The 25,671-nt window shown below is 39.6% G+C and carries 39 protein-coding genes; 36 read left to right on the top strand and 3 right to left on the bottom strand.

The annotated features are described in order from the left end of the window. Window positions 1-2 precede the first annotated feature (2 nt). On the bottom strand, window positions 3-1,181 hold the full coding sequence (pncB, locus tag ACX3PU_RS01990) for a nicotinate phosphoribosyltransferase (protein WP_459083228.1): 1,179 nt from the start codon (window positions 1,179-1,181) through the stop codon (window positions 3-5). A 91-nt stretch (window positions 1,182-1,272) separates the two neighbouring features. Next, entirely contained in the window at window positions 1,273-1,749 is a 477-nt protein-coding gene (locus tag ACX3PU_RS01995) for a Dps family protein (RefSeq protein ID WP_459083229.1), read from the bottom strand. A gap of 331 nt (window positions 1,750-2,080) precedes the next feature. Between ACX3PU_RS01995 and rpsL the strand changes: the two genes are divergently transcribed. The 35 genes from rpsL to rplQ all read left to right on the top strand — a co-directional run bounded on the left by rpsL (window position 2,081) and on the right by rplQ (window position 23,664). Further along, complete coding sequence (rpsL, locus tag ACX3PU_RS02000; protein WP_459083230.1) at window positions 2,081-2,485, top strand: 30S ribosomal protein S12; 405 nt, start codon at window positions 2,081-2,083, stop codon at window positions 2,483-2,485. Between the two features lie 25 nt (window positions 2,486-2,510). Beyond that, window positions 2,511-2,987: a 30S ribosomal protein S7 gene (gene rpsG / locus ACX3PU_RS02005; RefSeq protein ID WP_459083231.1), complete on the top strand. Its 477-nt coding sequence runs from the start codon at window positions 2,511-2,513 to the stop codon at window positions 2,985-2,987. A 6-nt stretch (window positions 2,988-2,993) separates the two neighbouring features. Continuing rightward, the gene (gene fusA, locus ACX3PU_RS02010; protein WP_459083232.1) at window positions 2,994-5,111 is read left to right on the top strand and encodes an elongation factor G; all 2,118 of its coding nucleotides are present in this window, start codon (window positions 2,994-2,996) and stop codon (window positions 5,109-5,111) included. A 19-nt stretch (window positions 5,112-5,130) separates the two neighbouring features. Further along, window positions 5,131-5,436: a 30S ribosomal protein S10 gene (gene rpsJ / locus ACX3PU_RS02015; protein WP_002661363.1), complete on the top strand. Its 306-nt coding sequence runs from the start codon at window positions 5,131-5,133 to the stop codon at window positions 5,434-5,436. Between the two features lie 194 nt (window positions 5,437-5,630). Further along, on the top strand, window positions 5,631-7,802 hold the full coding sequence (locus ACX3PU_RS02020) for a TonB-dependent siderophore receptor (protein WP_459083233.1): 2,172 nt from the start codon (window positions 5,631-5,633) through the stop codon (window positions 7,800-7,802). 18 nt (window positions 7,803-7,820) lie between these two features. Continuing rightward, on the top strand, window positions 7,821-8,429 hold the full coding sequence (locus ACX3PU_RS02025) for a hypothetical protein (RefSeq protein WP_459083234.1): 609 nt from the start codon (window positions 7,821-7,823) through the stop codon (window positions 8,427-8,429). Between the two features lie 87 nt (window positions 8,430-8,516). Next, a complete protein-coding gene (locus ACX3PU_RS02030) occupies window positions 8,517-9,719 on the top strand; it encodes a PepSY-associated TM helix domain-containing protein (RefSeq protein WP_459083235.1) in 1,203 nt (400 codons plus the stop codon). 229 nt (window positions 9,720-9,948) lie between these two features. Beyond that, window positions 9,949-10,572 carry a 50S ribosomal protein L3 gene (gene rplC, locus ACX3PU_RS02035; protein ID WP_459083236.1) on the top strand — a complete coding sequence of 208 codons (624 nt, stop codon included), beginning with the start codon at window positions 9,949-9,951 and terminating at the stop codon, window positions 10,570-10,572. Continuing rightward, the gene (gene rplD / locus ACX3PU_RS02040) at window positions 10,563-11,192 is read left to right on the top strand and encodes a 50S ribosomal protein L4 (RefSeq protein WP_459083237.1); all 630 of its coding nucleotides are present in this window, start codon (window positions 10,563-10,565) and stop codon (window positions 11,190-11,192) included. Before rplC ends, rplD begins: the two co-directional genes overlap by 10 nt. Window positions 11,193-11,195: 3 nt before the next feature. Further along, complete coding sequence (gene rplW, locus ACX3PU_RS02045; protein WP_459083238.1) at window positions 11,196-11,483, top strand: 50S ribosomal protein L23; 288 nt, start codon at window positions 11,196-11,198, stop codon at window positions 11,481-11,483. Between the two features lie 28 nt (window positions 11,484-11,511). Beyond that, the gene (gene rplB / locus ACX3PU_RS02050) at window positions 11,512-12,333 is read left to right on the top strand and encodes a 50S ribosomal protein L2 (protein ID WP_459083239.1); all 822 of its coding nucleotides are present in this window, start codon (window positions 11,512-11,514) and stop codon (window positions 12,331-12,333) included. Window positions 12,334-12,335: 2 nt separating this feature from the next. After that, window positions 12,336-12,614, top strand: a complete 279-nt coding sequence (gene rpsS / locus ACX3PU_RS02055; protein WP_459083240.1) for a 30S ribosomal protein S19 — start codon at window positions 12,336-12,338, stop codon at window positions 12,612-12,614. 2 nt (window positions 12,615-12,616) lie between these two features. Then, window positions 12,617-13,015 (top strand): 50S ribosomal protein L22, encoded by a 399-nt coding sequence (gene rplV, locus ACX3PU_RS02060; protein ID WP_459083241.1) that lies wholly within the window; start codon window positions 12,617-12,619, stop codon window positions 13,013-13,015. 7 nt (window positions 13,016-13,022) lie between these two features. Then, window positions 13,023-13,757, top strand: coding sequence for a 30S ribosomal protein S3 (gene rpsC / locus ACX3PU_RS02065; protein ID WP_459083242.1), 735 nt, complete (start codon window positions 13,023-13,025; stop codon window positions 13,755-13,757). Window positions 13,758-13,853: 96 nt separating this feature from the next. Then, window positions 13,854-14,279 (top strand): 50S ribosomal protein L16, encoded by a 426-nt coding sequence (rplP, locus tag ACX3PU_RS02070; protein ID WP_459083243.1) that lies wholly within the window; start codon window positions 13,854-13,856, stop codon window positions 14,277-14,279. Window positions 14,280-14,290: 11 nt separating this feature from the next. After that, window positions 14,291-14,476 carry a 50S ribosomal protein L29 gene (gene rpmC / locus ACX3PU_RS02075; RefSeq protein WP_459083244.1) on the top strand — a complete coding sequence of 62 codons (186 nt, stop codon included), beginning with the start codon at window positions 14,291-14,293 and terminating at the stop codon, window positions 14,474-14,476. A 12-nt stretch (window positions 14,477-14,488) separates the two neighbouring features. Continuing rightward, window positions 14,489-14,743 (top strand): 30S ribosomal protein S17, encoded by a 255-nt coding sequence (gene rpsQ / locus ACX3PU_RS02080; RefSeq protein ID WP_459083245.1) that lies wholly within the window; start codon window positions 14,489-14,491, stop codon window positions 14,741-14,743. Beyond that, window positions 14,743-15,111: a 50S ribosomal protein L14 gene (gene rplN / locus ACX3PU_RS02085; RefSeq protein ID WP_459083246.1), complete on the top strand. Its 369-nt coding sequence runs from the start codon at window positions 14,743-14,745 to the stop codon at window positions 15,109-15,111. The genes rpsQ and rplN overlap by 1 nt, the downstream gene beginning before the upstream one ends. A gap of 19 nt (window positions 15,112-15,130) precedes the next feature. After that, complete coding sequence (gene rplX, locus ACX3PU_RS02090) at window positions 15,131-15,451, top strand: 50S ribosomal protein L24 (protein ID WP_459083247.1); 321 nt, start codon at window positions 15,131-15,133, stop codon at window positions 15,449-15,451. A gap of 11 nt (window positions 15,452-15,462) precedes the next feature. Then, window positions 15,463-16,014 (top strand): 50S ribosomal protein L5, encoded by a 552-nt coding sequence (gene rplE / locus ACX3PU_RS02095; RefSeq protein ID WP_459083248.1) that lies wholly within the window; start codon window positions 15,463-15,465, stop codon window positions 16,012-16,014. Between the two features lie 2 nt (window positions 16,015-16,016). After that, on the top strand, window positions 16,017-16,286 hold the full coding sequence (rpsN, locus tag ACX3PU_RS02100; protein WP_194738719.1) for a 30S ribosomal protein S14: 270 nt from the start codon (window positions 16,017-16,019) through the stop codon (window positions 16,284-16,286). A gap of 132 nt (window positions 16,287-16,418) precedes the next feature. After that, a complete protein-coding gene (rpsH, locus tag ACX3PU_RS02105) occupies window positions 16,419-16,817 on the top strand; it encodes a 30S ribosomal protein S8 (RefSeq protein WP_459083249.1) in 399 nt (132 codons plus the stop codon). Between the two features lie 18 nt (window positions 16,818-16,835). Beyond that, window positions 16,836-17,381 carry a 50S ribosomal protein L6 gene (gene rplF, locus ACX3PU_RS02110; protein WP_459083250.1) on the top strand — a complete coding sequence of 182 codons (546 nt, stop codon included), beginning with the start codon at window positions 16,836-16,838 and terminating at the stop codon, window positions 17,379-17,381. Window positions 17,382-17,395: 14 nt separating this feature from the next. Beyond that, window positions 17,396-17,743: a 50S ribosomal protein L18 gene (rplR, locus tag ACX3PU_RS02115; RefSeq protein ID WP_459083251.1), complete on the top strand. Its 348-nt coding sequence runs from the start codon at window positions 17,396-17,398 to the stop codon at window positions 17,741-17,743. 19 nt (window positions 17,744-17,762) lie between these two features. Next, window positions 17,763-18,287: a 30S ribosomal protein S5 gene (rpsE, locus tag ACX3PU_RS02120; RefSeq protein ID WP_459083252.1), complete on the top strand. Its 525-nt coding sequence runs from the start codon at window positions 17,763-17,765 to the stop codon at window positions 18,285-18,287. Between the two features lie 12 nt (window positions 18,288-18,299). Next, complete coding sequence (gene rpmD, locus ACX3PU_RS02125; protein ID WP_459083253.1) at window positions 18,300-18,479, top strand: 50S ribosomal protein L30; 180 nt, start codon at window positions 18,300-18,302, stop codon at window positions 18,477-18,479. A 15-nt stretch (window positions 18,480-18,494) separates the two neighbouring features. After that, window positions 18,495-18,944 (top strand): 50S ribosomal protein L15, encoded by a 450-nt coding sequence (rplO, locus tag ACX3PU_RS02130; protein ID WP_459083254.1) that lies wholly within the window; start codon window positions 18,495-18,497, stop codon window positions 18,942-18,944. 15 nt (window positions 18,945-18,959) lie between these two features. After that, window positions 18,960-20,342 (top strand): preprotein translocase subunit SecY, encoded by a 1,383-nt coding sequence (gene secY, locus ACX3PU_RS02135; protein WP_459083255.1) that lies wholly within the window; start codon window positions 18,960-18,962, stop codon window positions 20,340-20,342. 4 nt (window positions 20,343-20,346) lie between these two features. Continuing rightward, complete coding sequence (infA, locus tag ACX3PU_RS02140) at window positions 20,347-20,562, top strand: translation initiation factor IF-1 (protein WP_459083256.1); 216 nt, start codon at window positions 20,347-20,349, stop codon at window positions 20,560-20,562. A gap of 11 nt (window positions 20,563-20,573) precedes the next feature. After that, window positions 20,574-20,690, top strand: a complete 117-nt coding sequence (rpmJ, locus tag ACX3PU_RS02145; protein ID WP_007839480.1) for a 50S ribosomal protein L36 — start codon at window positions 20,574-20,576, stop codon at window positions 20,688-20,690. Between the two features lie 9 nt (window positions 20,691-20,699). After that, window positions 20,700-21,077 carry a 30S ribosomal protein S13 gene (gene rpsM, locus ACX3PU_RS02150; RefSeq protein ID WP_459083257.1) on the top strand — a complete coding sequence of 126 codons (378 nt, stop codon included), beginning with the start codon at window positions 20,700-20,702 and terminating at the stop codon, window positions 21,075-21,077. 11 nt (window positions 21,078-21,088) lie between these two features. Then, window positions 21,089-21,478, top strand: a complete 390-nt coding sequence (gene rpsK / locus ACX3PU_RS02155; RefSeq protein WP_459083258.1) for a 30S ribosomal protein S11 — start codon at window positions 21,089-21,091, stop codon at window positions 21,476-21,478. A gap of 16 nt (window positions 21,479-21,494) precedes the next feature. Beyond that, window positions 21,495-22,103 carry a 30S ribosomal protein S4 gene (rpsD, locus tag ACX3PU_RS02160; protein WP_459083259.1) on the top strand — a complete coding sequence of 203 codons (609 nt, stop codon included), beginning with the start codon at window positions 21,495-21,497 and terminating at the stop codon, window positions 22,101-22,103. 31 nt (window positions 22,104-22,134) lie between these two features. Beyond that, window positions 22,135-23,130: a DNA-directed RNA polymerase subunit alpha gene (locus ACX3PU_RS02165; RefSeq protein WP_459083260.1), complete on the top strand. Its 996-nt coding sequence runs from the start codon at window positions 22,135-22,137 to the stop codon at window positions 23,128-23,130. Between the two features lie 6 nt (window positions 23,131-23,136). Beyond that, a complete protein-coding gene (rplQ, locus tag ACX3PU_RS02170) occupies window positions 23,137-23,664 on the top strand; it encodes a 50S ribosomal protein L17 (RefSeq protein WP_459083261.1) in 528 nt (175 codons plus the stop codon). A gap of 61 nt (window positions 23,665-23,725) precedes the next feature. On the opposite strand, the gene ACX3PU_RS02175 is transcribed toward rplQ, so the two are convergent. Beyond that, the gene (locus tag ACX3PU_RS02175; RefSeq protein ID WP_459083262.1) at window positions 23,726-24,127 is read right to left on the bottom strand and encodes a hypothetical protein; all 402 of its coding nucleotides are present in this window, start codon (window positions 24,125-24,127) and stop codon (window positions 23,726-23,728) included. A 151-nt stretch (window positions 24,128-24,278) separates the two neighbouring features. Between ACX3PU_RS02175 and eno the strand changes: the two genes are divergently transcribed. Continuing rightward, complete coding sequence (eno, locus tag ACX3PU_RS02180; RefSeq protein WP_459083263.1) at window positions 24,279-25,571, top strand: phosphopyruvate hydratase; 1,293 nt, start codon at window positions 24,279-24,281, stop codon at window positions 25,569-25,571. The last annotated feature ends 100 nt before the right edge of the window (window positions 25,572-25,671 follow it).

Here is a 25,671-nt window from a genome sequence, read left to right on the forward strand (position 1 = left end):
TTCTAATCTTTTATTTGTAAGAATTCTTTGGCAAGCTTAATCATACTCGGATCACCCGTGTACTTGCCATGCTCGTCAGAAAGTTTGATTGTGGGGATCCAATCTCCATTATGGCCTTGAACTCCAATGAGCTTCATGACAATGTTCATGGGCTTTAGACCCACGTCGTTCGTGAGGTTGGTGCCGATTCCAAACGAAGTGCCGATTTTTCCTTCGCAATAGTTACGAATTTCTTCCACTTTGGTTAGGTTCAGTCCATCGGAAAAGATGATGTATTTATAGAGTGGGTTGATTCCATTGTTTACGTAATGGGCAATGGTCATGTCTGCGAATTCCATAGGATCTCCACTGTCGTGACGGACTCCATCAAATAGTTTTGCAAACTTTTTGTCAAATTGCTGAAAAAACACTTCCGTGGTGTAGGTGTCCGAAAGAGCGACTCCTAGATCCCCGCGGTAGATATCCACCCAATGTTCTAAGGCGAGTTTGTTTGCCATTTTAAATCCAAACTCCGCCCCATGGAACATGAACCATTCGTGCGCATGCGTCCCAATGGGCTTCACTCCATATTTCATTGCGAAGTGAACGTTTGAGCTTCCCGTGAATTTCGTGTTTTGATTTTGAACCAGGGAGTTCACAACCATGTCGTGCACTTTGTAGGAGTGGCGACGACGGGTGCCAAACTCTGCAAAAGTGACCCCAAGTTCAACCAGTTTTTGTGCTTTTCGATCCGTCGTTTCGATGACCGTTTCGTTGGAATCTCTTTCCATATGATTTAGAACATAATGGAGTTCGGAGATAAGAGCTAAAAGGGGGACCTCCCAAAGGATTGTTCGATACCATAGGCCCTCGACCCAAACTTTCAGTTCATTTCCCTCCTGTTCAATATGGACCTCTGAAGGATCGTAATGGTAACCTTCTAAAAAGTCAAGATACGGAAGGTCAATGTAGGGACATGTGGTTTGCAGATAGGACTTTTCTGCTTTGGTTAACTTAAGTTCTGCCATTGCGTTTACGGCCTGACGGAGCTCCTGCGCAAATCCGGGAGGAAAGAAGTGTTGCCCCCGGTTGATGAATTCGTATTTTACACTTTGGGTAGGAAACAGTTTTACAACTGCATTTTGCATTGTGAATTTGTAGAAATCATTGTCTAGGATGGAGTTGAATCGAACGTCTGCCATATATTGTTTACTAAGTAAATACAAATGTAACGAAACAGATCATAAAAAAATCGCCACGAGGGGCGATTTTCGAAAAACTTGGATAAAGCTTTTATTTTCTTAAATACGCATTATACATCCATACTTCTTTTTCTTGTTCGGTCACATAATCACTCATTTGAGAGTTGGTTCCTTCGTCTCCTGCTTTTTCGCTCAAATCGAGAAGTTCTCTCTGCAAATCAATCACGATTTTAAAAGAGTGTAGAATGTTTTCGACCGCTTTTACAGGGTCGCTCACTTCCTTACTTTCCTTGATCGTTGAGATTTCAAGATAATCTGAATAGTTGTGTAGGGGAGTCCCATCGAGGGTTAGAATTCGCTCTGCGATTTCATCAATTTTTAAAACTAAATTATTGTAAAGCTCTTCAAATTTGGGATGCAAGGTGAAAAATTGATCTCCTGTAATGTTCCAATGAGCCCCTCTTGTGTTTTGGTAAAAAATAGAGTAATTGGCAAGTAGAGTATTTAATTTACCTGCGATTTCTTCGCAGTCGGCCTTAGCCAGACCGATAATAGCATGTCTTTTCATATCGCTTGTTTTTAAGTTTCTTGTTTGATTAAGACAAAGGTAGGAAGAATCGATGGCGATACCCAAAGCATCGAATAGAAGGTTTCAATCTGCATGATATTCAATATGATTTGCGAAGTGTGAACTTTGATTATGTTCCTGTTCACCCTCTACTTTTTGATTGAGATAGACCTTTGATCCTCCAAATCACAAGGGGTCCACCATTTATGTTTGGGAAAATCTGGGGTAATTCATTGACTATGAAGCGAGGCAAATGTTGAAATTATGGCAAGAGCTATTGCCAAATAAAAAATATTCACTACTTTTGCACCCTAAAATAAAAAGCAATTAAATGCCTACTATTCAACAATTAGTTAGAAAAGGAAGAGCCACGCTTGCCAAGAAGAGCAAATCGGCTGCCCTTGAATCCAGTCCACAAAGACGAGGAGTATGTACGAGAGTATATACGACTACTCCTAAGAAACCGAACTCTGCACTTAGAAAAGTTGCAAGGGTAAGACTTTCTAATGGGAAGGAAGTCAACGCTTATATCCCGGGCGAAGGACACAATCTTCAAGAGCACTCGATAGTATTGGTACGTGGAGGAAGGGTGAAAGACCTACCGGGAGTACGTTATCACATTGTTAGAGGAGCCTTAGACACCGCTGGTGTTAACGGAAGAACCCAAAGAAGATCCAAGTATGGAGCTAAGAGACCAAAACCAGGTCAAGCGGCTGCAACTGGTAAGAAAAAGTAATCATTAATTATTTAGAAACGAAACAATGAGAAAGACAAAAGCGAAAAAAAGACCGTTGTTACCGGATCCGAAGTTTAATGATCAACTGGTAACACGATTTGTAAATAACTTAATGCTCGATGGTAAGAAATCGATCGCATTTAAGATATTCTACGATGCATTAGATTTAGTAGAAGCGAAAAAAGGAGAAACTGAAAAGACTTCTCTTGACATCTGGAAAGATGCGCTAACCAATGTAATGCCACACGTAGAAGTACGTTCAAGAAGAGTTGGGGGTGCAAACTTCCAAATTCCAATGCCGATTCGTGCAGACAGAAAAATTTCAATGGCCATGAAATGGTTAATCAAATATTCTAAAGCAAGAAACGATAAATCAATGGCTCTTAAGTTAGCGACTGAAATTATCGCGGCTGCAAAAGAAGAAGGTGCTGCTTACAAGAAGAAATCCGATACGCACAAAATGGCAGAAGCCAACAAAGCGTTCTCACACTTTAAATTCTAATCTGAAATGGCAAGAGACCTTAAATACACAAGAAATATTGGTATCGCTGCTCACATTGATGCAGGTAAAACCACCACGACAGAAAGAATTTTATTCTATACGGGTAAAACTCACAAACTGGGAGAAACCCACGAAGGTTCTTCTCAGATGGACTGGATGGAGCAGGAAGCTGAAAGAGGGATTACAATCCAATCTGCAGCAACTACTTGTAGTTGGGTGTTCCCTCGTAAAGACGGACAACCTACACCTGAGTCAAAAGATTACCACTTCAATATTATTGATACCCCGGGACACGTTGACTTTACCGTAGAGGTAAACCGCTCGTTAAGAGTACTTGACGGTCTTGTTTTCTTATTCTCTGCCGTAGACGGTGTGGAGCCTCAATCGGAAACGAACTGGAGACTTGCAGACAACTACAAAGTAGCCCGTATGGGATTCGTTAATAAGATGGACCGTCAAGGTGCAGACTTCTTAATGGTAGTGAAGCAAGTAAAAGAAATGCTTGGATCGAATGCCGTTCCAATCGTACTTCCTATTGGTGCAGAAGAAGACTTTGTTGGGGTTGTAGACCTTATCAAGAACAGAGCGATCGTTTGGCATGACAATACACAAGGGGCAACCTTTGACGTAGTGCCAATTCCAGAGGATATGAAAGAAGAAGTTCACGAATATAGAGAGAAGTTAGTAGAAGCAGTAGCGGATTATGACGACACTCTAATGGAGAAATTCTTCGAAGATCCAGATTCTATTTCAGAAGACGAAATCAACGAAGCCCTAAGAAAAGCGACAATCGATATGTCGATTATCCCAATGACTTGTGGTTCTTCATTCAAGAACAAAGGAGTTCAGTTTATGCTGGATGCGGTATGTAAATACCTTCCTTCTCCAATGGATAAAGAAGCGATTGATGGAACCGATCCAAAAACAGACGAGCCTATTACAAGAAGACCTGACGTAACCGAACCATTCGCTGCGTTAGCGTTTAAAATTGCGACGGATCCATTTGTGGGACGTTTAGCATTCTTCAGAGCTTATTCTGGAAGATTGGATGCAGGATCTTACGTTCTTAACAACAGATCAGGTAACAAAGAGAGAATCTCTAGAATCTACCAAATGCACGCAAACAAGCAAAATCCAGTGGAGTATATCGAGGCTGGAGATATTGGTGCTGCTGTTGGATTTAAAGATATCAAAACAGGAGATACTCTTTCTGATGAGAAAAACCCAATTGTTTTAGAATCTATGTTGTTCCCAGATCCAGTGATCGGGATTGCAGTAGAGCCGAAAACAAAAGCGGACCAGGATAAAATGGGGAACGCTCTTGCTAAATTAGCAGAAGAAGATCCAACATTCCAAGTAAAAACAGACGAAGCTTCAGGTCAAACGATCATCTCCGGAATGGGAGAGCTTCACTTAGATATCATCGTAGACCGTATGAGACGCGAATTCAAAGTGGAAGTAAATCAAGGTCAACCTCAAGTAGAGTACAAAGAAGCACTTACTGCGAAAGCATCTCACCGTGAAGTTTATAAAAAGCAATCGGGTGGACGTGGTAAATTTGCTGACATTGTATTTGAAATTGGTCCTGCAGACGAAGACAAACCAGGTCTTACCTTTGTGAATGAAATTAAAGGAGGTAACATTCCAAAAGAATTCATTCCATCGGTTGAGAAAGGATTTAAGGAATCTATGAAAAACGGTCCTTTGGCTGGATTCGAAGTAGAGTCCATGAAAATTACACTGAAAGACGGATCTTTCCACGCAGTGGACTCGGATCAACTTTCTTTTGAACTTGCAGCGAAAATGGGATTCAGAGAATCCGGTAGAGCAGCGAAAGCCGTGATCATGGAACCGATCATGAAACTTGAAGTAGTGACTCCTGAAGAATACATGGGAGATATCGTAGGGGACCTTAACAGAAGAAGAGGAACCGTAAACGGTATGGACGATAGAAACAATGCGAAAGTAATTAAAGCATTTGTCCCACTTTCTGAAATGTTTGGTTATGTGACTTCGTTAAGAACCTTGTCTTCTGGTAGAGCAACCTCTTCCATGGAGTTCGAGAAATACGAAGCAGCACCTAACAATATTGCTGAAGATGTAATCGCGAAAGCTAAAGGTTAATTTTTAAAATTAGATTAAAATGTCACAAAGAATTAGAATAAAACTTAAGTCTTACGATTACAATTTAGTAGATAAATCTGCTGAGAAAATCGTAAAAACTGTAAAAGCTACAGGGGCTGTTGTAAATGGACCTATTCCATTGCCAACCAACAAGAGAATCTTTACTGTGTTAAGATCTCCTCACGTGAACAAGAAAGCGAGAGAGCAATTCCAATTGTCCGCACACAAGCGTCTAATGGATATCTACTCTTCTTCTTCGAAAACGGTTGATGCTCTAATGAAGCTAGAACTTCCAAGTGGAGTAGACGTTGAGATCAAAGTATGATCCTTGTTTACTCACTATAACTCAAAACCGCTCTTTGGAGCGGTTTTTTTTTGGTACTTCCAATTCTAAATTAGCCAATCTTATTTAGAATAGTTCTAGATTAATTTTAAATAACTGATATTTGTCATTCTAAGTCCTTATTTAGACTAATTAAAAATTGTAATTTTGGGCATCGAAAAAAACGACAGTTACTTATGAGAAAATCAATAATTATTGCCGCTGTCTTAGGATCTATGGGGATCTTTGCCCAACAAAAAAAGGATTCTATCCCGGCCGTAACACAAATAGAAGAGGTAAACTTATTTGGAGCCAGTGCTGCCCAGCCGGAAGGTCTTGAGATGATTACTCGTATGCCTCTCAAAACTAGAGATCAAATTCAAAGCATATCAGTTCTTTCTTCCAAAGTGATTGAAGACTTAGGGGGACTTAGTGTAACCGATGTCGTAAAGAACATTCCAGGCGTTACGCAATTTGCCTCTTATGGCGGAACTAAGGAAAGTATGACAATCCGTGGATACCGCGGAGTACCTGTACTTAAAAATGGAGTTCGCATGGACAGTGATTTTAGAACGAGCTCTATGCTAACGGATATGCAAGGAGTAGAATCCATCCAAGTAATTAAAGGATCGGCCGCCGTTACCCAAGGAGTGGCTAGTGGATTAGGAGATGCTGGGGGAGTGATTAATATTGTGACTAAGAAACCGCATTTCATTAACAAGGGAAGTGTGGGAGTGCGTTACGGAAGTTGGGATTTATACAGAGGTTTTCTCGATGTACAACGTGTTCTGGACCCTGCAAAGAAAGTAGGAGTTAGACTAAATGCTTCGTATCAAAACAACCAGAGCTTTAGAGACAATGTTCAGGGAGAAAGAGTTTACATTAATCCTTCCGTCGCTTACCGAATAAGCGATCGAACGGAAGTAAGTGTGGAAATGGATTATTTCAATTCCAATTTAACTCCAGACCGAGGGACCGTGAACTTAGGCCCTGGAAGTGAAAATCACATTTACGAAATGCCAAAAGGAAACTTTTTAGGTTTCAAAACGGACAATAGCCATACCACGACTATTAATTTAGCGACGAATTTTACTCACCGACTAAGTGATAAATTGAAGTTACGCGCTGCTTATTACAATTCTTCTTATACAAATGACAATATTTCTTCTTCCCTAGGAAAAGGATCGAGTTCGACGGGGTACGCTATTTTGTCTCGTTCTTTAGGACGAAGCGAAAGAGAAGACAACAACCAAACGTTGCAATTCGATTTCATTGGACAAGATGTGTATACGGGCTCTATTAAGCATACGTTTCAAACAGGGTTTGACTGGACGCAATCCAATGTGGATACCTATTCGTATGCGACCAAGTCGAATGTCGATCAAATCAATGTACTCGAGAAAATTAACAATACACTTCCTGCAGGAGTCAATCTTGATTTTGGATCGAGACCGGATGCTGTCAATACAAAAAACAGTACCTACGGACTTATTGCACAAGACGTGATCACAATCAATCCATTCTTAAAAGCAGTTCTTGGACTTCGCTATAGCCATTTGAATGGACTCGATGCAGAAACTGTAAAAGATGCTTGGAACCCGACCTTAGGTTTAATGGTTTCCCCACGAGAGAATATGAATATCTTCGCGTCCTATACTTCAACCACTTCTTTACGAGGTGCAAACAATCCTCTTGAAGGAGGTGGAATTGTAGGGTCAGAAAGAACAGATCAAGTTGAGGCCGGATTGAAATCGGACTGGTTCCAAGAAAAACTTAGATTCAATGTGACTTTGTTTCATATGAATACAGACAATCTTTCCTACACCATCTTAAATGAACAAGGACAGTCGACAGGTCTTTATGGTCTTGCGGGGAAACTGGTTCGTTCGGGTGTGGATTTAGAACTAATTGGTAAGGTAATGACCAATCTGCAGGTGATGGCTGGGTACTCGTACTTAGATGCGAAGTATAAGGAATCTCCTGCCTATATGGACGATTCTGCTCCTATGAACACTCCTTCACACACTGCGAACGGATGGGTAAACTACAAATTTAACGAAGGGACACTTCGAGGTCTTGATTTCGGAGTCGGTGCTTATTTTGTGGGGGCGAGACCGGTGGACAATTACACAAAGAAAACCATCCAATCGACCCACGTAAATTCCGTGGAACCCGGAGTGAAACCGTTTGAACTTGATAGCTATGCTACACTCGAAGCGCAAGTAGGATACCAAATGGGAAATCTCGGACTGAGAGTTTTCCTTAACAACTTAACCGATGTGGTGAATTATAGTTCTTATTTCCGAGGAGGCTATTTGGATCAGATTCAACCGCGCAATGCTTCTGTACAATTGACATATAAATTCTAATCTTATAAAACTGAAAAAATGAAATTAATCAAAACTCTGTTGTCTTTTGCTCTTGTCATGCTCGTAGTGGCTTGTTCAAAAGAAGGAAAGAAAAGAATGGCTGACTATTCTATCATTCAAAAAGAATTGAATTTGGATAGTGAAACCTCAACGACCTTTAAAGCCATCACCGACAAATACGATGAGTCTCGTAAGAGCTTCCGAGCGACCCTTGGTGAACACCCGGACCGTGTCACTCTTTTCTCTAAATACGAAGAGTTCCAAGCGAGTCAAGATGGGGAAGTAGCGAAGATTTTAACCCCTGAGCAAATGGCGAAGTACAGTAAGTTTGTAGATGAGAACACAAGAAAGAGACCAAGGTACAACAATGCGACTTTGGCCCTGATTCAATCTGAAGCGCAATTGGATGAATCCCAAATGCAAGTGGTCAATGCGGCGAATGATGCTTTTGAGAAGTCCTATTCCGATGCGCACGACTTGTATCATGGCAATCCCGAACTTGGCAAAGAATATTGGACGAAGTTTGATGCGCAAAGAAAAGCAGCGATTGAGTCCGTTTTAAGCCCAGAACAAAAAGCGGCCTATACGGAAGTCGTGAAAGATATTTCTAATACTAGCAAAAAGTAAGTGACTTTAAGTAAGTCTATTTTCATCCCTTTAATTTAATTACGGAAAGTTGAACCTTTAGAGGTTCAGCTTTCTGTAAATATAGTCATGAGCAACGTAAAGAAGAGTTTATTTCGAAAACGCCGAAAGAAGGAGAGTCGTCTGAAGTACTTCATGTTTCTTTCTCATTTATGGTTAGGGCTACTTAGCGGAGTCGTCATTATGCTGCTGTGTATTTCAGGCTGCCTTTACTCCTTTAAAACGCAAATTATTGAGTACTATAACTCGGATAAAGTTTTTGTACAAGCGAAGGGACAGAAGCCCATTAGTCCAAAGAAGCTACAGGATCTATTAGAGGCTAAGGACCATAAACTCAATAGCATTCATTTGCCAAAGGAGGCTGATCGCGCATGGAGCTTTTCCTATTTTGATAAGCAAGAAAATTTAAAAAGCACGTATTTTAATCCCTATACGCAAAAAGAGCTGGGAACAAGCGATGCAGCACTGGATTCCTTTTTTCAAGTCGTACTTGATTTTCACCGAACCTTTCTCTTGGGCGATTTTGGGCGCCAAATCTTAGGGGTGGGGGTTCTTATGTTCTTGTTTTTAATGCTGAGCGGTTTTGTTCTATGGCTACCCAAAAAACTTAAGTATCTTAAGCAAAGTTTTACGATAAAATTTAGGGCTAAATTTCAGAGAGTAAATTATGATTTTCATAAAGTGGTTGGGTTTTATTCCATGCTGCTACTCGCTTTTATTTCGGTGACTGGAATTTACGTTACTTATCCGTGGGTAAAGAGTGGACTTATCGTAGCTCTTGGGGGAGAGGCTCTAAGTCAAATTAATTCTGAGAACGAATTAGAAGGTTCAGGGGATTTTGCTGCCCTGATGCAAGACATGCTGAAGAGACAAGATGAAAAGAAGCAAGTGCCTGAGCAAAAAACAGCCACGCTCGCGGAAATTGTAGATAAGGTTCAAAAAGAATTTCCAGCCAAGGCAAGTCTTACCATAGAATTCCCGAACTCTGAAAACCCTCGCTTCATGGTGAAGAGGAGGCATAATGAGAATACACTTCGCTTCATTGTGGAGGATGAACTTAGTTTTGATCGAACTGGGGGGCTACAGACCAAAGAGATTTTTCTAGACAAGCCCCTAAACAAACAGTTTTCTGCTTTAGCAAAACCGCTTCATACGGGCGAAATCATGGGACTCTCTGGTATTATTGTATACTTTATCGTCACTTTGATTGGCGCATTACTTCCATTGAGTGGATTTTTGATCTGGTGGAACCGCGCACGAAAACTAAAATAAAGCTAAAGCTCTGAACGGGAGCTCTTCCGAGTTTAAGCACTAGATTCAAAAGCTAGTTTGCACATTCTTTGTTATTTTTCTGAAATTAATTTAACTCACTGTTTGTCAGTTAAAAAAATATCCTTAAATTTGCACACTCATTTTAGGGGAGAAGTGTGCCTAATTGAATCATAGAAATCACTTACAAACCGAAATGAAATCGTTGAAAACAGTAACTATATATTAAATAATGTCAGGTATTATTGGAAAAAAAATCGGGATGACTTCCCTGTTTGACGAAAGCGGAAAAAACATTCCGTGTACCGTTATTCAGGCGGGGCCTTGCTCGGTTTTACAGGTCAGAACCGTAGAAGCTGATGGCTATAGCGCCGTGCAGCTAGGTTTCGATGACAAGAGTGAAAAGAACGTTGGTAAAGCGTTAGCCGGCCATTTTAAAAAGGCAGGTTCTACTCCAAAAGCTAAATTGGTAGAATTCGTACACGGATCTACGGAATTAAGCGTTGGAGATGAAGTAAATGTAAAACTTTTTGGAGAAGGAGAGTACGTGGATGTAACCGGTACCTCTAAAGGTAAAGGATTCCAAGGGGTAGTAAAAAGACACAACTTTGCGGGTGTTATGCAAGCGACTCACGGTCAGCATAACCGACTAAGAGCACCAGGTTCCATTGGAGCAGGTTCTGACCCATCTAGAGTATTCAAGGGCATGAGAATGGCCGGAAGAATGGGAGGTAAGCAAGTGACGGTTCAAAACCTTCAGGTGTTAAAAGTGGATGAAGAACAAAATCTTTTAGTTGTAAAAGGTGCTGTTCCAGGGGCTAAAAATTCATATGTAATTGTAAGAAGATGGAACTAGTAGTATTAAATAATTCAGGGAAAGAAACCGGAAGAAAAGTTACTCTTGACGAATCTGTTTTCGGAATTGAGCCTAACCAACACGCGGTTTACTTAGAAGTAAAACAATACCTGGCTGCACAAAGACAGGGAACCCATAAGTCGAAAGAAAGAAGCGAAATTACCGGTTCTACTAAGAAACTTAAGAAACAAAAAGGATCTGGATCTGCACGTTACGGGGATATCAAATCACCAATCTTCAAAGGAGGAGGACGTATTTTTGGTCCAAAACCAAGAGACTACAGATTCAAATTGAACAAAGCGCTTAAGAGACTTGCTAAAAAATCTGTTCTTTCACAGAAGCTGAAAGACAACAGCATTAAAGTCCTTGAAGATTTGAGCTTGAACGCTCCTAAAACCAAAGATTTCATCAGCGTATTGAACGCATTGGAATTGAACGGTAAGAAGTCTCTGTTCATTCTTCCTGAAGCGAATAAGAATGTGTATTTATCTTCAAGAAATTTACCTAAAACAAGAGTATTGAGCTATACTGAGATTAGTTCTTACGATCTTGTAAATGCAGGTGAGATTATTTTCTTCGAAGGTGCAATTGAAAAATTCCAGGAAAACTTAAAGAAATAAATCATGTCAGTTATTATTAAACCAGTTATTTCAGAGAAAGCCAACTACCTTACCGAATTAAGAGGGGCTTATTCTTTCTTAGTAGATACTAAGGCGAATAAAATCCAAATTAAAGGGGCTGTAGAAGAAGCTTACGGAGTGAAAGTAGCGGACGTTAGAACCATGATTTATGCGCCTAAAGTTTCTGCGAAACACACAAAAAAGGGTCTTCAAGTAGGAAAGACAAACAAATTGAAAAAAGCAGTAATTACCCTTCAAGAAGGGGAAGTACTAGATATTTTTTCAGTATAAATAAGTATTAATAGTATAAATAATAGTAATGTCTGTTAGAAAATTAAAACCTATCACCCCGGGACAGAGATTCAGAGTTGTAAATAACTTTGAGGAAATTACTACCAACAAACCAGAGAAGTCTCTAACTGTTGGTATTAAAAAGTCAGGCGGACGTAACCAAACTGGTAAAATGACCATGCGTTACACCGGAGGTGGACACAAAAAGAAATACAGAATTATCGACTTCAAAAGAAATAAATTTGACGTTGAAGCAACCGTTAAGTCTGTAGAGTACGATCCAAACAGAACTGCTTTTATCGCACTTCTAGAATACACAGATGGAGAGAAGAGATACATCATCGCTCCTGCAGGTATCCAAGTGGATCAAAAAGTAGTGTCTTCAGAATCAGCGGAACCTAATGTAGGGAACGTAATGAAGTTAAAGAACGTACCTTTAGGTACTGTGATTTCTTGTGTAGAACTTAGACCAGGACAAGGAGCAATCCTTGCGAGATCTGCAGGTTCATCCGCACAATTAACTTCAAGAGACGGAAAATACGCGATCGTTAAACTTCCTTCAGGGGAGTCTAGAATGATCCTTACGGAATGTCTTGCAATGATTGGTTCTGTATCCAATCACGACCATATGCTTACCGTTTCTGGTAAAGCAGGTAGAAGTAGATGGCTTGGTAGAAGACCTAGAACGAGAGCGGTTGTAATGAACCCAGTCGATCACCCAATGGGTGGTGGTGAAGGTCGTTCTTCAGGTGGACACCCAAGATCAAGAAACGGAATGCCGGCCAAAGGGTACAAAACCAGAAAGAAAAACAAAGTTTCTAACCGTTACATCGTATCTAAAAGAAAATAATTATGGCAAGATCACTTAAAAAAGGACCATTCATTCATCATACTTTAGATAAGAAGGTTCAGGCAAATATTGAGTCTGGTAAGAAGACAGTAATCAAAACGTGGTCCAGAGCATCGATGATCTCTCCAGACTTCGTAGGACACACCATCGCAGTGCACAATGGAAAATCTTTTATTCCTGTATACGTGACTGAAAACATGGTAGGTCATAAGTTAGGCGAATTTTCTCCGACAAGATCTTTTAGAGGTCACGGTGGTAACAAAAATAAAGGTAGCAGATAATCATGGGATCAAGAAAACAAGATAGCGCAATCGCTCAAAAAATAGCAAAGAAAGACGTGGTACAAGCCCGTCTTAACGACTGCCCATCTTCTCCTAGAAAAATGAGATTAGTTGCTGATATCATCAGAGGAGAAAGCGTAGACAAAGCTCTATACATTCTTAAATTTTCTAAGAAAGAAGCGTCAAACAAATTGGAGAAGCTTTTGCTTTCTGCAATGGCAAACTGGCAAACGAAAAACGAGGGGGCTGACATTGAGGAAGCAAACCTTATCGTGAAAGAAATCTACGTGGATAGTGCAAGACAATTGAAGAGACTAAGACCGGCTCCACAAGGAAGAGGTCATAGAATCAGAAAGAGATCTAACCACGTGACATTAATTTTAGGGAACAAAGAAATTTAATCAAGGTATGGGACAGAAGACAAATCCAATTGGTAACAGATTAGGTATCATCAGAGGATGGGATTCGAACTGGTATGGTGGAAAAGATTATGGAGACAGAATCGCAGAAGACTATAAAATCAGAAGATACCTTGATGCTAGATTATCTAAAGGTGGGGTTTCAAAAATCTACATCGATAGAACCTTAAAATTAGTAACTGTAACAATTACGACTGCTAGACCGGGACTTATCATCGGGAAAGGAGGACAAGAGGTTGATAAATTGAAAGAAGAATTGAAAAAACTTACCGGTAAGGAAGTTCAAATCAATATTTTCGAAATCAAGAGACCAGAACTTGACGCTGTATTAGTAGCAGATAGCATTGCAAAGCAAATTGAAAACCGTATTTCTTACAGAAGAGCGGTAAAGATGGCCATTGCAAGTAGCATGAGAATGGGAGCGGAAGGAATCAAAGTAATGGTTTCTGGACGTTTGAACGGAGCTGAAATGGCAAGAAGTGAATCTTTCAAAGACGGAAGAATTCCACTTTCTACTTTCAGAGCTGATATCGATTATCATTGGGCTGAAGCGCACACGACTTACGGAAGACTAGGCATCAAAGTCTGGATCATGAAAGGAGAAGTTTATGGAAAAAGAGACTTAACTCCACTTGTAGGTCAACAACAGAAGAAATCGGCTCCAAGAGGAGAGCGTTCGGATAGAGGTGGCGATAGAAGACCAAGAAGAAACAATAATAATTAAAATTTTAGATTAGACGTTTTTAATTTTAAATTACCGTTACTTTTTTAAAATGAGAAAATCTAAAATCTAAAATCTAAAATCTAAAATTTAGAAATTATGTTACAACCAAGAAGAACCAAATTTCGTCGTGTTCATAAGATGAAGATGAAGGGAAGTGCGCAGAGAGGATCTCAATTAGCGTATGGAACTTTTGGAATCAAGGCCACAGACGGAGCTTGGATTACTGCAAGACAAATAGAGGCTGCGCGTATTGCTGCAACTCGATATATGAAAAGAGAAGGGCAACTATGGATTAAAATATTCCCAGACAAGCCAATTACCAAAAAACCTGCGGAAGTACGTATGGGGAAAGGAAAAGGTGCTGTAGAATATTGGGTAGCTGTAGTTAAGCCTGGTAAAATTATGTTTGAAGTGGGTGGAGTTCCTTATGAAGTTGCAAAAGAAGCTCTTCGTTTGGCCGCTCAAAAATTACCAATCGTCACTAAGTTCGTGGTGGCTAACGATTTTGTTAAACCTGAATAAATCTTTGAATTATGAAAAATGCGGAAATCAAAAATTTAAGCGCAGGGGATCTACAAGCTAAGCTAGCTGAAGTAAAAGCAGAATTCATTAAATTGAAACTTGCTCATAAAATCAGCCCAGTAGAAAACCCAATTCAAATCAGAGATTTGAGAAAGACGATCGCTAGATTAAATACTGAGTTAACTAACAAACAATAATTTCATTTACCAATGGAAAGAAATTTAAGAAAAGAAAGAATCGGAGTTGTTTCCAGCAACAAAATGGAAAAAACTATTGTTGTTAGTGAAACATTGAAAATGAAACACCCGATGTATGGAAAATTCGTTACCAAAACGAAGAAGTACACGGCACACGACGAAAACAACGAGTGCAACGAGGGGGACACTGTTCTTATCCAAGAAACAAGACCTCTTAGTAAAAGCAAGAATTGGAGATTAGTAAGAATCATTGAAAAAGCTAAGTAATGTTACAAACAGAATCAAGATTAAAAGTAGCTGACAATACTGGTGCAAAAGAAGTACTAGTGATCAGAGTTCTGGGAGGAACCAGAAGAAGATATGCTTCCGTTGGTGATAAGATCGTAGTGACTATCAAAGATTCTACACCACAAGGAAACGCGAAAAAAGGACAAGTATCCAAAGCGGTTGTTATACGCACAAAGAAAGCAGTGAGAAGAAAAGATGGTTCTTACATCAAATTCGACGACAATGCTTGTGTGTTACTTAACGCAGCTGGAGAAATGAGAGGTACGCGTGTTTTTGGACCGGTAGCTCGTGAGTTGAGAGACAAAGAATACATGAAAGTCATTTCATTGGCTCCCGAAGTACTTTAATTTTTAAAATTTAAGAAGAATGACAAAAGTTAAAATTAAAAGAGGAGACCAGGTACTAATTACAACCGGTAAGAACAAAGGTTCTAAAGGGGAAGTACTTGAAGTGATCAAAAAAGAAGGAAAAGATCCAAGAGTAGTAGTTGCGGGAGCAAACATCGTGAAAAAACACGTAAAGCCCTCTGCTTCTAACCCTCAAGGTGGTATCGTAGAGAAGGAAGCTTCTATTCATATTTCTAACGTCGCTTTGATGGACAAAGACGGAAAAGCAACGAAAGTAGGAACGAAAGTAGAAGGTGACAAAAAAGTGAGAGTTGCTAAATCAACCGGTGAAACTTTATAATGCATAAGACAATGGAATTTATAGCAAGACCTAAAACAATATATAAAGAGAAAATTGTTCCTGCGATGATGGAAGAGTTTGGGTACAAATCTGTAATGCAGGTACCTAAATTAGAAAAAATCGTAATTTCCCAAGGTTTGGGAGCTGCAACTGCGGATAAAAAAATCGTAGATTATGCAGTGGAAGAATTGACAATGATCACTGGCCAAAAAGCAGTAGGAACACTTTCAAAGAAAGACGAAGCTGCATTCAAATTAAGAAAAGGAATGCCAGTAGGTGCAAGAGTGACTTTAAGAGCGATTAGAATGTATGAATTCTTAGATCGTCTTACGTCTTCTGCACTTCCGAGAATTAGAGATTTCAACGGCATCAAAGCAGATGGCTTCGATGGTAGAGGAAACTATAACTTAGGAATTACCGAACAAATCATTTTTCCTGAAATCGTAATTGACAAAGTGAAAAAGATCCAAGGGATGGACATTACGTTTGTAACTTCTGCGAAAACAGACAAAGAAGCAAAAGCGTTGTTAACTCATTTCGGTTTACCTTTCAAAAAGAACTAAGAATGGCTAAAGAATCAATGAAAGCGCGTGAGCGCAAAAGAGAAGCAATGGTTGCTAAATATGCTGAGAAAAGAAAGGCTTTGAAAGAGGCTGGCGATTACGAAGCATTACAAAAACTTCCTAAAAACGCTTCCCCTGTAAGACTTCACAACAGATGTAAACTTACAGGAAGACCTAGAGGATATATGAGAACTTTTGGTTTGTCTAGAGTAACATTTAGAGAAATGGCCAATCAAGGACTTATCCCAGGGGTTAAGAAAGCAAGTTGGTAACAATTTATTTTAAATCAAGATAATTAAGTTTAAGTCCTAGTCGAAAGTTATTTTCAGATAACTTAACTCGAAATTAGCCTTCGACGGATTTAAATACTGATTATTCTCAACCAATAACAACAAAAACGAAAAATGGTAACAGATCCAATTTCAGATTTCCTAACTAGAGTAAGGAACGCACAAAGCGCAGGCCACAAGGTGGTGGAAATTCCTGCATCGAAAATCAAAAAGGAGATTACGAAGATTCTATTTGATCAAGGGTACATTTCAAACTACAAGTTTGAAGAGAGCTCTGTTCAAGGGAACATCAAAATCGCTTTGAAGTACGACAAACTATCCGGTAAACCCGCGATCAAATCTATCCAGAGAGCTTCTAGACCTGGACTTAGATATTATGCAGGTTCTACTGAACTTCCAAGAGTTCTTAACGGATTAGGAATCGCTATTATCTCAACTTCGAAAGGAGTAATGACAGGTAAACAAGCGAAGAGCGACAAAGTAGGCGGTGAAGTAATCTGCTATGTTTATTAATTTTTTAAAATAAGGAAAATGTCAAGAATTGGTAAAGCAATTATAAATATTCCTTCTGGAGTGACGGTAACAGAGTCTAATGGCGTTGTTACTGTGAAAGGCCCGAAAGGGGAACTTTCACAAACTCTTACGGATGGGATCGCTTTAGAGCAAAAAGACGGAGTTCTTACAGTAACTCGCCCTTCTGAATCTAAGCAGCACAAAGCGCTTCACGGTTTATACAGAGCGCTTATTAACAACATGATCATTGGAACCAACGAAGGTTTCACCAACAAGCTTGAGCTTGTAGGGGTAGGATATAGAGCTTCTCATTCAGGTCAAAAACTTGAATTGGCTTTAGGTTTCTCCCACGGGATCGTTCTAGAACTTCCAAGCGAAGTGAAACTAGAAACATTAACTGAAAAGGGTAAAAACCCAATTATTACTTTGTCTTCACACGACAAGCAGCTATTAGGAATGGTATCTGCTAAAATCAGATCTTTCAGAAAGCCTGAGCCGTACAAAGGTAAAGGGGTGAGATTCGTAGGTGAAATCGTGAGAAGAAAAGCTGGTAAATCTGCTTAATAAATTTTAAGAAAATGGCACTGAATAAATTACAGAAAAGAAACAGGATCAAAAGAAGAGTAAGAGGAAAAATCTCTGGCTCTGCTGAACTGCCAAGATTATCCGTATACAAAAGTAATAAGGAAATTTACGCACAGTTGATCGACGACAAAGAGGGAAAAACCCTTGCTTACGCGTCTTCAAGAGCGTTAAAAGCGACAGGAAATAAAGTGGAAGTTTCAATGCAAGTGGGGAAAGCCATTGCAGAGGTTGCAAAAGCAGCTGGAATTGAAACTATAGTGTTCGACAGAAACGGTTTCGTGTACCATGGTAGAGTGAAAGCTTTAGCGGAGGGAGCGAGAGAAGGCGGACTTAAATTCTAATCATATAATTTCGGAAACAATGTTTGGACAAGATAATATCGAAAAAGTAAAACCGGGAGGATTAGAACTTAAAGATCGCCTCGTATCGGTGAACAGAGTAACTAAGGTAACCAAAGGGGGACGTGCATTTGGATTCTCTGCTATTGTAGTAGTAGGAGACGAAGCCGGAATCGTGGGTTACGGTTTAGGGAAATCAAAGGAAGTTGCAACTGCAATTTCAAAAGCAGTCGAAGACGCGAAAAAGAATTTGGTTAAAATTCCGGTAACAAAAGAAGGAACTATCTACCACGAGGCAAAAGCTCGTTTTGGTGGGGCAGACATCTTTATGAAGCCAGCTTCGCATGGTACAGGGGTTATCGCAGGTAACACCGTACGTATCGTAGTGGAATCGGCTGGTATTAAAGACATTCTTACAAAATCTAAAGGATCTTCTAATCCACATAACATGGTAAAAGCAACTTTCAAGGCGCTTTTAGACATTAGAACTCCAGAAGAAATCGCAAGAATGCGTGGTGTATCTCTTGATAAAGTATTTAAACACTAAAAGTTTTAAAAAATGGCAACAATTAAAGTAAAGCAAGTAAGAAGTGCTATTGGTAGAACAAAATCTCAAAAGAGAACTCTTGAGGCTTTGGGTTTAAAGAAATTACACCAAGTAGTAGAACACGAAGCAACCCCTTCTATCTTAGGAATGGTAGCTGCCGTGAGACATTTAGTAGAAGTTCAGGAAAACTAATCAAATTTAATTACAATGAAATTAAATACTATACAACCGGCTAGCGGAGCTACTCACAATTCCAAAAGAATTGGTAGAGGTCAGGGAAGCGGAAAAGGCGGTACTTCAACCAAAGGACATAAGGGTCAGAAGTCAAGATCTGGGTATTCTCAGAAGATTGGTTTCGAAGGAGGGCAGATGCCACTTCAAAGAAGACTTCCTAAGTTCGGTTTCAACAACGTGAATAGAAAAGAGTTTAGAGGAATCAATTTAGATTCAATTCAAACCCTAATTGATACGAAAGGTCTTACTGGTGATATCACTAAAGACGTATTAGTAGCAAACGGTTTAGCCTCTAAGAATGACCTTGTGAAAATCATGGGTCGTGGCGAGTTCAAAGCAGGAGTTTCGATTACTGCCGACAAATTCACCAAATCTGCGGAAGAATTAATTTCAAAAGCAGGAGGTAAAGCAATTACTCTTTAATCTCTTATTTACGTAATGAAAGAATTTATACAGACACTGACAAACATTTGGAACCTCAAGGAACTTAGGGAAAAAATTATTTTTACCTTAGGGTTAATTCTTGTGTATAGATTCGCATCTTATATTTCTCTCCCGGCCATTAACATGGCCGAGGTAGGGAATTTATTGGAATTATATAAAGATCAAGGTGGTAGTCAATCAGGAGCAGGTCTTCTAGGGCTACTTTCTTCGTTTACTGGAGGGGCGTTCAGTCGGGCCTCTATTATGGCTCTTGGGATCATGCCTTATATTTCTGCTTCGATTATCGTGCAGTTAATGGGGATGGCCATTCCTTACCTTCAGAAACTTCAGAAAGACGGACAGAGTGGTAGAAATACCCTTAATCAAATTACGCGTTGGTTAACCATCGCTGTTTGTTTGGTTCAAGCCCCGTCTTACCTTACCTCAATTACGCAGATGTTCCTTCCGTACTCTCAATTCCAAAGCGCATACTACGTAGAGCCCAATTCAATTATGTTTTGGCTTCCTAGTATTGTAATTTTGGTTGCTGGATCCGTTTTCGCGATGTGGCTTGGAGAAAAAATTACGGACAAGGGAATCGGTAACGGTATCTCAATTCTAATTATGGTAGGTATCCTAGCGGATCTTCCTTCCTCTTTCTTGCAAGAAATTGCAACGCAAACTGGAAAAGGAGGATTTGGAACTATTATGATTCTGATTGAAGTATTGTTCTGGATGCTGGTCGTATTGCTAGGAGTTATTCTTTCGGTTGCCGTAAGAAAGATTCCAATTCAATATGTATCACGTGCGCAAGCTCGAGGAGGAGTGAACCGTAATTTAATGCAAGGTGCAAGACAGTGGATCCCTTTGAAAGTGAACGCTTCCGGAGTGATGCCAATTATCTTTGCCCAAGCACTAATGTTCGTTCCTGGTTTATTAACCAATATGGATGAGACTAATACATTTTTGGCTGGTTTCAAAAATGTTTTTAGCTGGCAGTACAATGTGCTGTTTGCAATCTTAATTATTGTATTCACATTCTTCTATACCGCAATTACAATTCCTGTGAATCAGATGGCTGAGGATCTAAAAAGGAATGGGGGACTTATCCCTAAAGTAAGACCGGGGAAGGAATCGGCTGATTATCTGGATGATATATTGTCCAAAATTACTTTGCCGGGTTCAATATTTTTAGCTATCTTTGCAATCCTTCCGGCACTTGTGTACGGAACTCTGGTTCAGACAGATAGATTCGCCTTATTCTTTGGGGGAACTTCTCTGTTGATTATGGTGGGCGTTATATTGGATACCATTCAACAAATCAATACGTACTTGTTGAATCATCATTATGACGGATTAATGCAATCGAAACTCTCCAGAACCACAAATTTTGAATAGATAGATGGCTAAGCAAAAACATATTGAACAGGATGGCGTGATCGTGGAAGCACTTTCTAACGCCATGTTTCGCGTGGAGCTTGAAAATGGGCATATTTTAATTGCACATATTTCTGGCAAAATGAGAATGCACTATATTAAACTCTTACCTGGTGACCGGGTAAGACTCGAAATGTCCCCTTATGATTTAACGAAGGGGCGCATCACTTTTAGATATTAAAAATAATTACAATGAAAGTAAGAGCATCGATTAAAAAAAGAAGTGCTGATTGCAAAATTGTGCGTCGTAAAGGAGTACTTTTTGTAATCAACAAAAAAAACCCAAAATTTAAACAAAGACAAGGCTAACATTAAATTATGGCGAGAATTTCCGGTATTGATTTACCAAAAAACAAAAGAGGCGTTATCGGTTTAACTTATATTTATGGAGTAGGTAGAAGCACAGCTTCTGCTATCCTTAAAAATGCCGGTATCAGCGAAGACAAAAAAGTCAACGAATGGAATGACGATGAATTGGCGGCTATCAGAAACTACATCACAGACAACGTAAAAGTTGAAGGTGAGTTACGTTCAGAGGTTCAATTGAACATCAAACGTCTGATGGACATAGGATGCCAACGAGGAATACGTCACAGACTCGGATTACCTTTAAGAGGCCAAAGAACGAAAAACAATTCTAGAACCCGTAAAGGAAGAAGAAAAACAGTTGCTAACAAGAAAAAAGCAAGTAAATAATCGTTAGAATTATGGCAAAACAAAGTAAAGTAGTTAAGAAAAGGAAAGTAAAAGTTGAGGCTATTGGAGAAGCACATATTCAAGCGTCTTTCAACAATATTATCATTTCTTTAACCAATAAAAGTGGGGAAGTAATCTCTTGGGCATCTGCCGGTAAAATGGGATTCAGAGGATCTAAAAAGAACACTCCTTTTGCAGCTCAAATGGCTGCTGAAAACTGCGCTACTGTAGCTCACGATGCGGGACTACGTAGAGTAAAGGTGTTTGTGAAAGGACCCGGACAAGGGAGAGAATCCGCTATCCGTACCATTCACAATTCAGGTATTGAAGTTAGTGAAATCGTAGATGTGACTCCAATGCCACACAACGGATGTAGACCACCTAAAAGAAGAAGAGTTTAATTTTTAGATTTAACCTATGGCTAGATATATTGGACCAAAAACAAAGATTGCGAGAAAGTTTGGTGCTGCAATCTTCGGAGACGACAAGAACTTCGAGAGAAGAAAAAACCAACCCCCAGGACAACACGGACCGAACAAAAGAAGAGGTGCGAAGAAGTCTGAATATGCAAATCAGCTTGCAGAAAAGCAAAAAGCTAAATATACTTATGGTATTTTAGAAAAACAATTTGCAAACTTATTTGAAAAAGCCTCCAGAGCCAGTGGCGTAACTGGGGAGATCCTACTTCAACTATGTGAATCAAGACTTGATAACGTAGTATACAGAGCAGGATATGCAAAATCAAGAGCAGGTGCAAGACAATTGGTTTCTCACAGACATATTACTGTGAATGGTGAGTTAGTGAACATCCCGTCTTATTCCCTTAAGCCTGGTGATGTAATTGCAGTAAGAGAGAAATCAAAATCTCTAGAAGTAATTGCAGATTCACTTGCTTCCAAGTCCACATACGAGTGGTTACAATTCAACGATGAAAAGAAGGAATGTAACTTCGTAGCTGTTCCCGAAAGAATTCAGATTCCTGAAGACATTAGAGAACAGTTTATCGTGGAACTATACAACAAATAATAATTAAATCAATTTTTGCTCAACCAACAATATGGCAATTTTACAATTCATAAAACCCGATAAGGTAATTCTATTAAACTCTGATGATTTTAGAGGTCAGTTTGAATTCAGACCTTTGGAACCTGGTTTCGGTCTTACCATCGGTAATGCTTTGAGAAGAGTATTACTTTCTTCTCTAGAAGGATATGCTATTTCATCTATCAAAATTGAAGGTGTAGAGCACGAGTTTTCAACTATTCCTGGAGTAATCGAGGATGTAACAGAGATTGTTCTTAATTTGAAACAATTGCGTTTGAAAGCGAAATCTGAAAATGAGGCCTCTGAGCAGGTTGTAGCTAAAATTACTGGTCAAACTCAAGTGACGGCTGGCGATTTAGGTAAATCAATGAACGGTTTTGAAGTGTTGAATAAAGATCTTGTGATCTGTAATTTAACCAAAGACGTAAGTTTTGAAATTACTTTCAATGTAGAGAAAGGAAGAGGATATGTTCCATCGGAGCAAAACAAGTCCAACAATGCTCCCCTAGGGACCATTGCGATTGATTCTATCTTTACGCCGATCAAGAAAGTACAGTATTCTATTGAAAACTACCGTGTAGAGCAAAAAACAGACTACGAAAAATTAGTTATTGACATCGAAACTGACGGTTCGATCACTCCACAGAATGCTTTAACAGAAGCTTCTAAGATTTTGATCTACCACTTCATGCTATTCTCTGACGAAAGGATTACCCTGGAAACAGAAGCAGTGAAAGCTTCGATTCAGTACGACGAAGAAACTCTTCATACAAGACAACTTCTAAAAACGAAATTATCTGATTTAGATCTATCGGTAAGAGCGCTTAACTGTCTTAAGGCAGCGGAAGTTGAAAGTTTAGGAGAACTAGTTTCTTACAGTAAGTCTGATTTAATGAAATTTAGAAATTTCGGTAAGAAATCTTTAACTGAATTAGAAGAATTAGTACATTCAAAAGGTCTTAACTTCGGTTTTGACGTCGCAAAGTATAAACTAGATGCTGATAAATAATTAACAATGAGACACGGTAAAAAATTTAATCACTTAGGAAGAACAGCGCCACACAGAAAGGCAATGCTTTCTAATATGGCTTGTTCTCTTATTGAGCATAAAAGAATCAACACGACTGTGGCTAAAGCGAAAGCTTTAAGAGTTTATGTTGAACCCCTTTTAACAAAAGCAAAAGAAGATACAACTCACAACAGAAGAACAGTGTTCTCTTACTTACAAAGCAAAGAAGCGATTACGGAACTTTTTAGAACCATCGCTCCTAAAATTGCAGGTAGAGAAGGAGGGTATACCCGAATCATCAAAACAGGTTTTAGACTTGGGGATGCTGCGGATATGGCTATGATCGAACTGGTTGACTTCAACGAGCTTTATAATCCAAACGAAGAGGAGAAGAAAACAACTAGAAGAAGCCGCAAGACTTCCACGAAAAAAGCAGAAGCAGTAGCTACTCTTCCAACGAAAGAGGAAGAGAAAGCTCCAGAAGCTGTGGAAGAGCCAAAAGCTGATTCCAACGAAGAAAAATCAGAAAACTAATCGTTTTTTGATTTCAAATAAATTAGTCCGCTTAAGCAATTAAGCGGACTGTTTGTTTTTACTAGTCCTGACCTCTTGCTTTTTTGAGTTCAATCACGTTATCGCCTTGGTCAAGTACGATACTATCCCCAAAGGCACGGATTTCAATGTCGTGATCCTTGTAGATCGCCTCATTGTCTTTTGAGTCTACTTGAGGAACCGTCAGGGTCAATTGATTGCTTTTAAGCGTAATGGTGTTGCCTCCATTCTCAGTTGCAAAGGTTACGTTTGTGTTCGATCCGTCAAATGCTACATAACGAAAGGTGCCAGGTTCCATAGTGTAGCTTAAATTAACACTATCTACTGCCGTCGTACTTATCGTATCTTGCGAGTCTGCCACGACTATGCCTTTGTTTCCTTCCGTTTTTGAACAACTAAATAGTAAGACTGCTGGAAGGGCTAGGAGTAAAAGTTTTGATTTCATCTTCTTATGATTTTTATAGTTACCGAAAGTTACAATATTTTCAGTAAACCAAAGGGTGCAGAAAAGACCTGCTAAAATTTACATAAATGCTTTATTTTGATTATTTTTGTAGGATAAGTTTTTAGCTTACTAACATTTAATTATTTACACAATGAGTTACATTTCGTACATCGAAGCAAGACAAATTTTAGATTCTAGAGGAAATCCAACTGTAGAAGTGGATGTCTTTACAGAGAATGGTTCTATGGGACGCGCTGCCGTTCCTTCAGGAGCTTCTACTGGAGAACACGAAGCCGTAGAACTGAGAGACGGAGGTAGTGATTATTTGGGGAAAGGAGTGCTCAAGGCGGTAGAGAATGTTCGCGATGAAATTGCACCTGAACTCATTGGAATTCCTGTACACGAACAAAATTTGATTGATCAGATTATGATTGATCTTGACGGAACACCTAACAAAGGTAGACTTGGTGCGAATGCCATCCTAGGGGTTTCCCTTGCGGCTGCTAGAGCGGCTGCAAAAGATTTAAGAATGCCACTTTACAAATACGTAGGCGGTGTGAATGCAAATACGCTTCCGGTTCCGATGATGAATGTCATTAACGGAGGATCTCATTCGGATGCACCGATTGCTTTTCAAGAATTTATGATCATGCCTGTGAAGGCTGATTCTTTCTCCCATGCACTTCGCAAAGGGACAGAGATTTTTCATCAATTAAAATCCATATTAAAATCTCGTGGTCTTTCGACAGCCGTAGGAGACGAAGGTGGTTTTGCTCCAACATTTAAAGGGACTGAAGATGCATTAGATACTCTTACGCAAGCGATTGAGAAAGCGGGATATAAGCCAGGTGACGATATTATGTTCGCCCTAGACTGCGCAGCGTCTGAATTTTACAAAGAGGGTACTTACGATTACCGCAAGTTTGAAGGGGACAAAGGAGCTCACCGTTCCCGTGAAGAACAGGTAGATTACTTAGCTGAGCTCGCTGCGAAATACCCTATTATTTCTATCGAAGACGGAATGCAAGAAGACGACTGGGAAGGTTGGAAGATGCTAACTGATAAAATTGGAGGCAAAGTACAGCTCGTCGGAGATGATTTATTCGTAACCAATGTAGAGCGCCTTTCAAGAGGAATTAAGGACGGTATCGCAAATTCTATTTTAGTAAAAGTGAATCAGATCGGAACTCTTTCCGAAACGATGGCAGCGGTACAAATGGCACAACATAACCGTTATACCTCCGTAATGTCTCACCGTTCGGGAGAAACAGAAGATTCAACCATTGCGGATCTTGCGGTGGCGATGAACTGCGGTCAAATTAAAACAGGGTCTGCTTCTAGATCCGATCGTATGGCGAAATACAACCAACTTCTTCGTATCGAAGAAGCGCTTGGAGATACGGCCGTATTCCCTGGATTGGAAGCCTTTAAAATCAATCGTTAAACGAAATTAAACTATGCAAAACATCGGATATTCCGGTGTTTTTTTATGAATCAAATTGACAAGTAATCAGGCAGATAAAGGGAGCAGAGCTTTTCAAATT

This window comes from Chryseobacterium sp. A301 (assembly GCF_054489425.1).